Genomic DNA, 11896 nt, shown 5'->3' with positions numbered 1-11896 from the left:
GGACTCAGCTCCAGCCATACGATCCGGAGATCCGCTGCTCATGACCAAGCGATTCGCCCAGCCCCTTGTCGCCGCGCTGACCCTCACCCTGTCGATGGGGATCAGTGCAGCCAACGCCACTCTTGCACCGGCCCCTGTATATTCACAGACGATGCTGGATGTGGTCACGGCGCTGCAGCAGGGACACTACAATCAGGTCGCTTTCGATGACAGTTTGTCGAGTGCCGTACTTGATCAGTACCTGGAAACACTGGACCCGGAGCGCAGCTATTTCTACACCAGCGACATCGCCGAGTTCGAGGCCTACCGCAACCAGCTGGATGACGAGATCCTCGCCGGCAAAAGCAATGCTGCTTTCGACATTTTCAACCGCTACCAGCAGCGTCGCAGTGAGCGTATCGACTATATCCTGACCCAGCTGGACCACGCCGAATGGGACTTTTCCCTTGACGAAAGCCTGTCCACCGATCGCAGCGAAGCCCCCTGGCCGGTCAATCAGGCCGAGATGAACGAACTCTGGCGCAAGCGCCTGAAAAGCGCTGTGCTGAGCCTGAAGCTGGCAGATAAAACCGCCGATGAGGCGCGGGACATTCTGCGCAAGCGCTACCAGAACCAGAAGCAGCGCATGGAGCAGACCAAGGGCGACGATGTATTCGAAAGCTTCGCCAACGCCCTCACCCATGAATTCGACCCGCACACCCAATACTTCTCGCCACAGGGCTCAGAAAACTTCGAAATCAACATGAGCCTGTCTCTTGAAGGCATAGGCGCCGTACTCCAGGCCGAAAACGACCAGACCAAGGTGGTGCGTCTGGTCCCGGCCGGACCGGCCGATAAGGGTGGCCAGTTGCAGCCTGCCGACCTCATCGTCGGTGTTGGCCAGGGCGCTGACGGCGCAATTGAAGATGTGGTCGGTATGCGTCTGGATGACGTAGTGAGCAAGATCCGTGGCCCCAAGGGCACCATTGTCCGTCTCGAGATCATCCCGGCCGATGCAGCCGATCGCCAGAAGCGCAAGGTGATCAGCATCGAGCGCAACAAGGTAAAACTTGAAGAGCAGGCCGCCCGCAAACGTGTGCTCGAACTGACCCGAGACGGCAAGCCTTTCCGCCTTGGCGTAATTGAGGTGCCGACCTTCTATATCGACTTTGCCGCGCTGCAAAGCGGCGACCCCAACTACAAAAGCACCACCCGTGACGTGGAAAAACTGATCAATGAGCTGCGCAGTGAAAATGTCGACGGCCTGGTCATGGACCTGCGCAACAACGGCGGCGGCTCACTGCGCGAAGCCAATGAACTGATCGGCCTGTTCATTCAGCGCGGCCCCACCGTACAGATTCGCGATGCATCGGGTCGTGTCGATATTCTCGGTGATTTCGACCCCAAAGTGGTCTGGGATGGCCCTCTGGCCGTAATCGTCAACCGCCTGAGCGCGTCAGCTTCGGAAATCTTCGCCGGCGCCATTCAGGACTATAATCGTGGCCTTATCGTCGGCAACCGCACCTTCGGCAAGGGTACCGTACAGACGCTGCAACCGATCGATCACGGCCAGGTCAAACTGACGCATGCCAAGTTCTACCGCATCTCCGGTGACAGCACCCAGCACCGCGGCGTTGAACCGGACATTCACTTCCCGTCCCTGTACACCGTAGAAGAAATCGGTGAAAGCTCTCTGGACAGGGCATTGCCCTGGGATCAGGTGCGCCCCGTTCGTCACGGCCGCTTCCCCAGCCTCAGCCCCTTCATGCAGCAACTGATCGATCGCCACGAACAGCGTACGGCGCAAGACCCCGATTTCGTCTTCATGCGCAAGCAGGTGGCTCATCTGGCCGAGCAGAAAGACAATTCGATGCTGACCCTCAACGAAGCCAAGCTGCGCGCCGAGCAGGAGCGCAACGAAGCCTGGATGCTGCAAGCGGAGAATGAACGCCGCGTTGGTCTGGGTTTGCCCCCGATCAGTCAGCTCAGCGAAGCCGATGATGACCTGCCCACCGATGACCAGGGCCGACCGATCAACCCTGAAGCCGAGGCCATTCTGGCCGAGAGCGGGCAGATCCTGCTGGACCTGATCGATCTGTCGATCAGTCATACCGCAGCGGCTCAACCGCTGCGCACCCCTGCCCTGTCAGCGGAGTAACGGGTGAAGCTCAATAAAGTCGGTATACTGCTGCTGGTCCTGATCCCCCTGCTGCTGATCATCGGGGGGACCGTCAGCTTTTTCGCCTACCAGAAGATGCAATCGCAGCACCAGCTCAATCTGGCCGAGCTGGAAAAGTTCGGCTATGAAATGGTCCCCACGGACGTGTATACCGAAACCGTGGGTGAACTGGGCGCCAACCAGTTGCCGCCGACCTTCGGCGAGAAAAAGCTGACCCCGACTGAACGGGTGATTCGCGGCCTGATGCAGGACAAGGAAAACCTGCTGACGGAGCAGCAGGCGCTGAAAGACCAGATCACAGCTCTGCAGCAACAGATAGCGGAACTGGAAGATTACAAGCGACTGAACCAGCATTTTGCACCCGATACCTTTGCCGAAGAGCTGGCAGAAACCAGGTCGATCCTCAAAAGCACTCTGGCCCGAATGCCGGAGTCTGAGCCGTTCGACAACACTCGTCTGGACGTGATGGCCGCCGCCGGCACCCACGAATACCGTCGCTTTGTCAGTGCTAACCGGCTGATGCTGGAGCGCTCGCACAAAGCCCGCATTATCGAAGAGCTGCTCCCGGTTTATGCCTTCTGTGTCGGTAACGCAGTCGACCTTGCGGCCAACAGCCGGTCCGAAGAGCGCCTGTTGACCAACTGGTTCAACGATCCTGACAACACCCGCCTCCCGACAGCACTGGCCACCGACATCAACAAGTTGCTGCCGGCCTGCCAGCGCCCCCTGCGCGAAGCCCTGCACGCTACACTGGCCACAGGAACAGCTGGTTAAAATTGACCCTGCAGACTGGCGCAAATCGCCATACGCCTGTATAATTTTGCAACTTTATATTTCCCACGCCGTCTGCACATCGCCAGCCCAGTGCAGACTGACGTGGTTATCGACAACCGACCCTGTATAGCTGGCATACAGGCTGGAAGCTGTTCCTTTGATCTCGAAGGGCAGCGACAATATAGGACACTTTCATGAGCGAAAGCTTTGCTGAACTGTTTGAAGAATCCCTGCAAGACATCGCAATGACTCCGGGCACCCTGGTAATGGGTGAAGTTGTCGACATCGACAGCGACTGGGTCACTGTTAACGCAGGCCTGAAATCTGAAGCAGTTATTCCCCGTGCGCAGTTCCTGAACGACAACAACGAACTGGAAATCCAGGTCGGTGATTCTGTTAAGGTCGCACTGGAAGCGGTTGAAGACGGTTTCGGTGAAACTCGTCTGTCCCGTGAAAAAGCCAAGCGCGCCGAAGCCTGGGAAGTTCTGCAGGCCAAATTCGACGCAGAAGAAGTGGTCAAAGGCTACATCTCTGGCAAGGTCAAGGGCGGTTTCACTGTCAGCATCAACAACATTCAGGGCTTCCTGCCGGGCTCCCTGGTTGATGTTCGTCCGGTACGTGACGTTGACCACCTGGAAGGCAAAGAGCTTGAATTCAAACTGATCAAGCTGGATCCGAAGCGCAACAACATCGTTGTGTCTCGCCGTGCCGTTCTGCAGGAAGCTAACAGCGCTCAGCGTGAAGAGCTGCTGGCTACCCTGGAAGAAGGTCAGGTTGTTAAGGGCTACGTCAAGAACCTCACCAACTACGGTGCGTTCATCGATCTGGGCGGTGTTGACGGCCTGCTGCACATCACTGACATGGCGTGGAAGCGCATCTCTCACCCGAGCGAAATGCTGAACCCGGGCGACGAGATCTCCGTCAAGATCATCAAGTTCGACAAGGAAACCAACCGTATCTCCCTCGGCCTGAAACAGCTGAGCGAAGATCCGTGGGATGACATCAAGGATCGCTACCCGGCCGGTACCAAGGTTGCTGCTCGCGTCACCAACCTGACTGACTACGGCTGCTTCGCGTCTATCGAAGATGGCGTTGAAGGTCTGGTACACGTATCCGAAATGTCCTGGACCAACAAGAACATCCACCCGTCCAAGATTGTAAACATCGGCGACGAAGTGGAAGTGATGATCCTGGACGTCGACGAAGAGCGTCGTCGTATCTCCCTGGGTATCAAGCAGTGCACTGCTAACCCGTGGGTATCCTTCTCCGAGCAGAACGCAGCCAACGACAAAGTCAGCGGTACTATCAAGACCATCACTGACTTCGGTATCTTCGTTGGTCTGGACAACGATCTGGACGGTCTGGTTCACATGTCCGACATCTCTTGGGACGCTGATCCGGAAACCGCTCTGCGTCAGTTCAAGAAGGGCGACGAAGTTGAAGCCGTTATCCTGTCTATCGACGCCGAGAAAGAGCGCATCTCTCTGGGCATCAAGCAGCTGGAAAGCGATCCGTTCGCTGAATACCTGGCCGCTAACGACAAGGGCAGCATCGTAACCGGTACTGTTAAGAGCGTTGAACCGAAAGCCGCTATCGTTGAGCTGGCTGAAGGTATCGAAGCGACTCTGAAGGTTTCCGAAATCGCTGCTGAGCGCATCGAAGACGCTACTACTGCTCTGAAAGTGGGCGAAACCGTTGAAGCCAAGATCACTGGTGTTGACCGTCGCAACCGCGTCATCAACCTGTCTATCCGTGCGAAAGACCAGGCTGACGAAAAAGCGGCTCTGAACGCGGTTCGCAACCAGGAAGTCGACGTTCCGGGTCCGACCACTATCGGCGATCTGATCAAGCAGCAGATGGCCAACCAGAACAACTGATTTTCCTCTTCAGTTGCATTCTCAAGGGGCGCCTGATGGCGCCCCTTTTTTGTGCTGACAAACACCCTCATCCCAACCATCAATCCCTCCATACCCCTTCTATACTGGAGGTAGCACCAGCCCTAACCCCCCCCTACTCATACCCGACTGGTGATTGTGAGCCCTCGAGACAGGACTGCATCATGGACCACCATGCCCTCACCAGCCTGCTACGCCGAGACACTACCTCCGGAAGCACAGCACTGACACTCAGGCTACTGCAGACACTTAGAAAACAGCTGAGAGCCGACCAGACCCTGAGCAGTAGAATACTGGATCAACTGGTATCGGAGTTATCAGCCATACGCCCAAGTATGGTTGTGCTAGCCAATGTACTGCACCGCTGGCAGCACAGGCTAGCCGACTGCCCTACCGCAGAACTGTACGCCCAGGCACTGAACAGCCTCGACCAGCTTGAGAGCTGCTTGAAAAGTGCCAGCACCAGACTGCAGACCCAGGCCCGGCAACTGGTACACCCTGGCATGACCCTGCTGCTGCATAGCCGCAGCTCAGCTATCAGTCAGCTACTGATAGAGCTGGCCGCCGACAATATAGCGTTCGACGTCATTTTGACCCAAAGCCTTCCCGGCAGAGAAGGCGCACTTCTGGCTCAGGAGCTGCAAGCCGCAGGAATACCTTGCCAACGAATCCACGATGCACAACTGATGCTTTTCATGGAGCAAGCAGACCTCTGCCTCAGCGGATGTGACGCCTGGTTGAGCGATGGCTATTTCATCAACAAGTGCGGCACGGCACTCCAGGCTCTGGCCGCGCGCCAGTGCAACATTCCCTTCTGGGTACTTGCCGACAGCTTCAAGGAGAGCCCATTGCAACACACCGCGTTTCCACTGGAAATCCTGCCGGGCGAAGGCGACATGACAATCAGCAGGATCGCTTTCGAACCCATACCCACATCCTGGGCGAGCGGACGAATTACCGAACATGGCCTTCAATCAGCATAAAAAAGGCCGCTCACTTACGTGAACGGCCAATCCGTCTAATTAAACACTGTGTAACCTTGTCAATCGATCTCGATAAGTACCTCCTCAGGCGTAACTTAATTACCCCTGACACCACACTCCAGAGTCATGCAGCCAAACAGAGAGCACGAGGCTCCCTCTCTGTGACCGCATACGTCACAGCGCATGAATTTAGTACAACAGCAGAAAAAGAAAAAATTGATATTTTTTCTATCTACCATAAGCTATTACTTATACCTATGACTATTTCCCAAGATTTCAGATAGTTACAACACCTCATCATGCCCTATTCTCTTGCCCGATTACTGACCCGCCTGTCCTTTCGCCAACTGCAAGTGTTTCACACCGTATGCCATCATCTGAGCTACAGTCGTGCCGCCGAACAGCTCGGTCTGACCCAGCCAGCGGTCAGCTCACAAGTGCGACAACTGGAGCAGGCCCTGGGCCAGCCGGTATTCGAATACGTGGGCAAGCAGCTGTACATCACCGCAGCAGGCCAACGACTCGAACAGGCCGTCGGTTCAATCTTTTCCGATCTGGAGCGATTGCAGATGGAGCTGGCGGAGATGGAGGGGCAGGTGCGAGGAGAGTTGAAACTGGCGGCCGTCAGCACCGCCCAGTATGTAGTGCCCTACCTGCTGCAGGGTTTTCTGCGGCAGTACCCCCAGGTCGATGTGCATCTGGAGATCGTCAACCGTGCCCGCGCCACCCAGCGGCTGACCGAGAATCGCGATGACCTGGTGATCATGGGCATGCCGCCCGAGTCCAGTGCGCTGCGCAGCACCCCCTTTCTCGACAACGTGATGATTCCGGTGGTCAGGGTGGACAACCCGCTGCTGCGCAGCAAAAAGGTCGACCCACAAACGTTTTTGAATGCAAAATTGCTGATCAGGGAACCGGGCTCCGGCACCCGCAAGGCACTGGAACAATGGTGCCAACAGAAGCGACTCACGTTCAATCCGCATATGGAGCTGGGATCCAACGCCGCGATCAAGCATGGTGTTCTGGCGGGACTGGGGGTCGCAGTACTGCCCAAACTCAGCGTCCGTGCCGAGCTGAAACTGGGTGAACTGGCCAGCCTTGACCTGGAAGGCTTTGCACTACGGCGCGCCTGGTGCTCGGTCTACCCGGCAGCCAAGCACCCGACCCCGGTCATGCAGGCGTTTCTGGATTATATTCGGAATACGATGGGCGAGCTTGAACAGCTGGTCTATGGCGAGGCTCTGTAGCCAGAGGCCCTGCCACTTAACACTCCGAGGGACTCAGTAGTCCTCGTCCAGCACATAATCGATCAGCTGGTCCTCGCTGATCTCGTTGTCCTTGACTTCGTACACACTGAGCACCGAGGCATTGGCTTCAATTACGGTCTTGCGATCACCGGTCAGCAGCGGGTGCCAGTCCGGCAGATCCTGGCCTTCATGGATCAGGCGGTAGCTGCAGGTGGGTGGCAGCCAATCGAAATTTTCCACATCTTCCGGCTGCAGGCGGATGCAGGTAGGTACCAGCTCACAGCGCCGCTCGTACTCGGTGCACTGGCAGTTTTCCATATCCAGCAGATGACAAACCACCGTGGTGTAGAACACCTCTTCGGTATCTTCGTCTTCTACCTTGTGCAGACAGCAGAGCGCGCAGCCATCACAAAGTGATTCCCACTCGGTACGCGTCATTTCACGCAGCGTCTTGCGCCGCCAGAACACCTCCTGAGCCATGCTCAACGCACCCCTGTTTCGGGGCGATCCTTGAACAGGTCCAGCATGTATTCTTCCTTGGGAGGCGGCATCTGAAGATAGTAGCCCTTGTTTTCGACTTCATCCATCAGCTTCTGCGTATCTTCCACTCGCGCCAGCTTGCGATCCGCCTTCAGCGGCATATCCATCACATGAACCGGTGCACCGAACAGTTCCATCAGCTGTTCAGGCACACGTTCCAGCTGCTCGCGCTTGTCCACGTAGAGGTACATCTCGTCCTTGCGAGAGCTCTTGAAAACACTGATGATCTTCATCATTCAACTCTTATCAAACTGTTCAATTCGCGCCAGCAGCGCATCTCCCACCAGCGGCTTGCGCCAGCCGGACAGGCTCGGCGGCAAACGGTAGTGGCCAAATTCATCATGCGTCCTGATCAGTGCGTCCAGGTCACGCTTGCGCAGCAGCACTTCCGGCATCAAGCCATGCTGTTCCGCCGCCTGACGACCGATGGCACGCAACTGCTTGAGGCGCTTGTTCCAGACGTAATGCAGTGGCCGATCAATCTCGGCCGGCGGGTTTTCACGGGCCGACTCGCCTGCGTTGGCGATCACCCTCAGAATATCGGCCCCGAACTCACGCACCACACGGCCACGCTGGATGATCTTGTCCAGCTGGTTCTCCGTGGTCGGCAGCTTCTCGGCGATTTCCAGCAACGCCTGGTTGCGTAGCAGTCGGTTGCGCGACACATCACGCGTGCGGCAGGTCCGTTCGCGCCAGGCCGCCAGATCTCGCAGCGCCGCCCGATGCAGATCATCGAAGTGCCAGGCTTGACTGAAGCGCTGAAAATAGGCTTCAGGATCCTGCTCGTCCTGCGAGGCCACCGCTTCGGCCAGCGCCGCACACTCCTCTTCCGCCCAGGTCAGACGCTCCTGCTTGGACAGCTGCTCACGCTGTAACAGTGCCAGTGCTGGCAGGTAAGCCACGTCCAGAGCCGCATAGTGCTCCTGCTCGGGTGTCAGCGGGCGCTGCAGCCAGTCGGACGTGGTCTCGCCCTTGCCAAGCTCAACCTCCAGCACCTCGGACACCATACGCTGCAAGCCCATACTGAACCCCCAGCCAACAAAGGCGGCACCGATCTGAGTGTCGTACAGCGGGCTCGGCAAGACGCCATAACTGTGGCGGAAGAGTTCCAGATCCTCACTGCCGGCATGTACCACCTTGAGCACTCCGGGCGCCGCTAGTACACGGGCCAACGGCGCCATGTCCTTAACCTTGAGCGGATCGATCAGGTAGCAGCCCTGCTCATCCGCGACCTGGACCAAACCAGGAATCGGATAAAACGTCTCGGTCCGCATGAACTCGGTATCCAGCGCCAGCAGCGGCTGCTCCAGCCAGCGCTCGGCATGCTCGGCCAGTGCAGCGTCATCGTTGATGCGCACAGGATCCGCGGCCTGGCGCTCAAGCGAGCGCCAGTCATATCGTTGGCTCAGATCAGTCATCGGCACTCTCAATCGACATTCTCAATCGGCATTCCGTTTCAATGAACGACGCCCGGCAAAAGCATGCGCCAGGGTTCCGCCATCGACAAATTCCAGCTCCCCCCCGACCGGCACGCCATGTGCGATGCGGGTGATGTTGACCGGGCTCTGCTGCAATTGTTCAGCAATATAGTGTGCAGTCGCCTCACCCTCTACGGTCGGGTTGGTCGCCAGAATCAGCTCGCCAACCTCCCCCCGGTCGACGCGCTCGAACAGCTGCTCCAGCCCAAGTTCGTCCGGACCTATACCGTCGATGGGTGACAGATGCCCCTTGAGCACGAAGTAGACGCCATTGAAACCGCCGGTCTGCTCCACCGCCATCAGGTCAACCGGCGATTCCAGTACGCACACCACACCGGTATCGCGGGTCTCGTCTTCACAGATGGCACAGGTCTCGTGCTCCGACAGGTTGCGGCAGACTCGGCATTCACCGATCCGCTCCACAGCCTGTTCAAGCGCCGCCGCCAGGCTCAGGGCGCCACTACGATCGCGCTCCAACAGGTGCAGCGCCATGCGCTGGGCCGACTTGGGCCCTACACCGGGCAGCGCACGCAGTGCACTGATCAACTCTTGCAGTAAGGGACTCAGGCTCATTATCAGAACGGCATCTTGAAGCCCGGCGGCATACCCATGCCGCTGGTGACCTTGGCCATGCGCTCCTGAGTGGTCTGCTCAACCTTGCGTACGGCGTCATTGACCGCCGCGGCGATCAGGTCTTCCAGGATCTCCTTGTCCTCTTCCATCAGGCTTTCGTCGATCTGCACCGCCTTGACATCATGACGACCGTTCATGGTGATCTTGATCAGGCCGGCACCGGACTCACCGGTCACTTCCGCACGCTGGATCTCTTCCTGCGCCTTTTGCATATCTTCCTGCATTTTCTGGGCCTGCTTCATCAGGTTCCCCATGCCACCTTTCATCATGGTGTCGTTCCTCTTATCTAATCAGTCAATCGATCGGCCGTACCGAGTCATATTCGATACTGGCACCAAAATGTTCAATCAATGTATGCACGGTCGCATCGGTTTCAATGGCCACAACAGCCTCAACCAGACGCTCGCCGCGCTTGCGTTCAGCACGCTGTGCCGGCGTTTCCAGGGTTTGTGCAGCCTGGATGAACTCAATTTCGCACTCGGCCCCGCGTACCTGACGCAGCGCCTCAATGATCCGCTCGCGACGGTCGCCGCTGAGCAACGCTTCCTGTTCGGGTGTGTAGTGGAAACACAGCCGTCCCTTCTCTTCGACCTCCAGTGACAGGTTCCGTGCCAGGCTTTCCGCCATGCCGGTCAGGCCCAGGCTGGCCATCAGTTCAGCCCAGCTCTCGTTCTCGGGCGCAACCGCTGTCGGGGTTACAGGCCGGGAGGTTCCCTCTGCCACCACCTGAACAGGAGGCGAAGACGGTTGTTCAATGGAGACTCGTGACTGCCGAGGAGGTTCCGCCACCGGCTGCACAGAAGCTATGTCAGCCGGTCGGGACTTTTTTGGCTCACTATCTCCCATGGCAGCCAGGTCCGGCGGCAGATCCTCCCAGGGGGGGACCTCCTCCGACTGCACCGGTGCCGACGGCTGAGGCGCAGCAGGAGGCGGCTCGACCGCGGCAGGCTGCGGCGCGGGCCGGGGCGCAGGCTTGACCTCAGGCTGGGGCGCAGGACGCTCAGGCTCGGGCGGGGCAGAAGCCGCCGAAGATGTAGCTGCGGCGATGGGAGCCTGTGCCTCGGATGCCCTGAGGGCCCGAGTCGGCAGCGGCTCACTGCCGGCCGGCCGGAACGCCAGCATGCGCAACAGGGTCATCTCAAGCCCTTCGCGAGGTTCAGGCACCAGCGGCAAGTCCTTGCGCCCCATCAGCGCGACCTGATAGTACAGCTGCACCTCTTCGGCGCGCATCTGCTGCGCCAGTGCCAACACTTGATCACGGTCGCCCAGACTGTTGTCCACGGCGGCCGGCACCACCTGGGCCAGCGCGACACGGTGCAACAGGCTGACAATATCCCCCAACACACCGTGATAATCCGGCGAGAATTCGGCCAGGGACTGTACCGCTTCCAGCACGGCCTGCGGTTGCTGAGCCGCGACCTGTTCGACTATGCGATAGACCAGGTGCTGGTCAATCGTACCCAGCATGGCCCGCACATCGGTTTCGTTTACAGCACCGGCACCAAAGGCGATCGCCTGATCGGTCAGACTGAGCGCATCACGCATGGAGCCATCCGCTGAACGCGCCAGCAACCAAAGTGCCGCCGTTTCGAAGGGGATGGATTCAGCCTGGAGCACATGGTCCAGGTGCTGCTGGATACGTTCAGCCGTCAGGTTCTTCAGGTTGAACTGCAGACAACGTGACAACACCGTCATCGGCAGCTTCTGCGGATCGGTTGTCGCCAGCAGGAATTTGACGTGGGGCGGCGGCTCTTCCAACGTCTTCAGCAGCGCGTTGAACGAACTGTTGGAGAGCATGTGCACCTCGTCGATGAGGTAGACCTTGAACCGCCCGTGGGTCGGCGCATACTGCACGTTTTCCAGCAGTTCGCGGGTATCCTCGACCTTGGTACGCGAGGCCGCATCGACCTCGATCAGGTCAACAAAACGCCCCTCGGCGATCTCGATACAGGCACTGCACTGGCCGCAAGGCTCGGATGATACGCCCTGCTCGCAGTTCAGGGATTTGGCGAACAGGCGCGCGATCGAGGTCTTGCCGACCCCTCGAGTACCGGTGAAAAGATAGGCATGGTGCAGACGGTCGTCATCCAGGGCATTAACCAATGCCTTGAGGACGTGTTCCTGCCCCACCATTTCCGCAAAGCGTTTGGGCCGCCATTTACGTGCCAGTACCTGATAGCTCATGCTG

General features: G+C 58.3%; 11 protein-coding genes. 5 read left to right on the top strand and 6 right to left on the bottom strand.

The features are described from left to right. Window positions 1-40 precede the first annotated feature (40 nt). From ABD013_RS10620 to ABD013_RS10600, 5 genes are all read left to right on the top strand, one after another. The gene (locus ABD013_RS10620; RefSeq protein WP_343805642.1) at window positions 41-2137 is read left to right on the top strand and encodes a carboxy terminal-processing peptidase; all 2097 of its coding nucleotides are present in this window, start codon (window positions 41-43) and stop codon (window positions 2135-2137) included. 3 nt (window positions 2138-2140) lie between these two features. Beyond that, window positions 2141-2932 (top strand): hypothetical protein, encoded by a 792-nt coding sequence (locus ABD013_RS10615; RefSeq protein ID WP_343805640.1) that lies wholly within the window; start codon window positions 2141-2143, stop codon window positions 2930-2932. 194 nt (window positions 2933-3126) lie between these two features. Further along, window positions 3127-4809: a 30S ribosomal protein S1 gene (gene rpsA / locus ABD013_RS10610; RefSeq protein ID WP_343805638.1), complete on the top strand. Its 1683-nt coding sequence runs from the start codon at window positions 3127-3129 to the stop codon at window positions 4807-4809. Between the two features lie 35 nt (window positions 4810-4844). Further along, window positions 4845-5810: an eIF2B alpha/beta/delta subunit family protein gene (locus ABD013_RS10605; RefSeq protein ID WP_343805636.1), complete on the top strand. Its 966-nt coding sequence runs from the start codon at window positions 4845-4847 to the stop codon at window positions 5808-5810. A gap of 299 nt (window positions 5811-6109) precedes the next feature. Next, complete coding sequence (locus ABD013_RS10600; protein WP_343805634.1) at window positions 6110-7057, top strand: LysR family transcriptional regulator; 948 nt, start codon at window positions 6110-6112, stop codon at window positions 7055-7057. A 33-nt stretch (window positions 7058-7090) separates the two neighbouring features. On the opposite strand, the gene ABD013_RS10595 is transcribed toward ABD013_RS10600, so the two are convergent. From ABD013_RS10595 to dnaX, 6 genes are read right to left on the bottom strand one after another with little or no spacing between them, the layout of a single operon-like run. Then, window positions 7091-7537 carry a YcgN family cysteine cluster protein gene (locus ABD013_RS10595; protein WP_343805632.1) on the bottom strand — a complete coding sequence of 149 codons (447 nt, stop codon included), beginning with the start codon at window positions 7535-7537 and terminating at the stop codon, window positions 7091-7093. 2 nt (window positions 7538-7539) lie between these two features. Further along, complete coding sequence (locus tag ABD013_RS10590) at window positions 7540-7830, bottom strand: YcgL domain-containing protein (RefSeq protein WP_343805797.1); 291 nt, start codon at window positions 7828-7830, stop codon at window positions 7540-7542. 3 nt (window positions 7831-7833) lie between these two features. Continuing rightward, window positions 7834-9015: a ribonuclease D gene (gene rnd, locus ABD013_RS10585; protein WP_343805630.1), complete on the bottom strand. Its 1182-nt coding sequence runs from the start codon at window positions 9013-9015 to the stop codon at window positions 7834-7836. A 21-nt stretch (window positions 9016-9036) separates the two neighbouring features. Next, entirely contained in the window at window positions 9037-9648 is a 612-nt protein-coding gene (gene recR / locus ABD013_RS10580; protein WP_343805628.1) for a recombination mediator RecR, read from the bottom strand. A gap of 2 nt (window positions 9649-9650) precedes the next feature. Then, the gene (locus ABD013_RS10575) at window positions 9651-9977 is read right to left on the bottom strand and encodes a YbaB/EbfC family nucleoid-associated protein (protein ID WP_343805623.1); all 327 of its coding nucleotides are present in this window, start codon (window positions 9975-9977) and stop codon (window positions 9651-9653) included. Between the two features lie 25 nt (window positions 9978-10002). Beyond that, the gene (gene dnaX / locus ABD013_RS10570) at window positions 10003-11892 is read right to left on the bottom strand and encodes a DNA polymerase III subunit gamma/tau (RefSeq protein ID WP_343805621.1); all 1890 of its coding nucleotides are present in this window, start codon (window positions 11890-11892) and stop codon (window positions 10003-10005) included. Window positions 11893-11896 lie beyond the last annotated feature (4 nt).

It is taken from the genome of Marinobacterium maritimum, assembly GCF_039523155.1.
Lineage (GTDB): Bacteria > Pseudomonadota > Gammaproteobacteria > Pseudomonadales > Balneatricaceae > Marinobacterium > Marinobacterium maritimum.
Note: the sequence above shows the minus strand (reverse complement) of the source record. Positions and strands in the feature narration are given on the sequence as shown.

Bases quoted from the DNA above. Each gene is read 5' to 3' on its own strand.
- ABD013_RS10620 (WP_343805642.1), top strand. From the start codon at position 41: ATGACCAAGCGATTCGCCCAGCCCCTTGTCGCCGCGCTGACCCTCACC.
- rpsA (WP_343805638.1), top strand. From the start codon at position 3,127: ATGAGCGAAAGCTTTGCTGAACTGTTTGAAGAATCCCTGCAAGACATC.
- ABD013_RS10605 (WP_343805636.1), top strand. From the start codon at position 4,845: ATGGCGCCCCTTTTTTGTGCTGACAAACACCCTCATCCCAACCATCAA.
- ABD013_RS10600 (WP_343805634.1), top strand. From the start codon at position 6,110: ATGCCCTATTCTCTTGCCCGATTACTGACCCGCCTGTCCTTTCGCCAA.
- ABD013_RS10595 (WP_343805632.1), bottom strand. From the start codon at position 7,537: ATGGCTCAGGAGGTGTTCTGGCGGCGCAAGACGCTGCGTGAAATGACG.
- ABD013_RS10590 (WP_343805797.1), bottom strand. From the start codon at position 7,830: ATGAAGATCATCAGTGTTTTCAAGAGCTCTCGCAAGGACGAGATGTAC.
- rnd (WP_343805630.1), bottom strand. From the start codon at position 9,015: ATGACTGATCTGAGCCAACGATATGACTGGCGCTCGCTTGAGCGCCAG.
- recR (WP_343805628.1), bottom strand. From the start codon at position 9,648: ATGAGCCTGAGTCCCTTACTGCAAGAGTTGATCAGTGCACTGCGTGCG.
- ABD013_RS10575 (WP_343805623.1), bottom strand. From the start codon at position 9,977: ATGATGAAAGGTGGCATGGGGAACCTGATGAAGCAGGCCCAGAAAATG.
- dnaX (WP_343805621.1), bottom strand. From the start codon at position 11,892: ATGAGCTATCAGGTACTGGCACGTAAATGGCGGCCCAAACGCTTTGCG.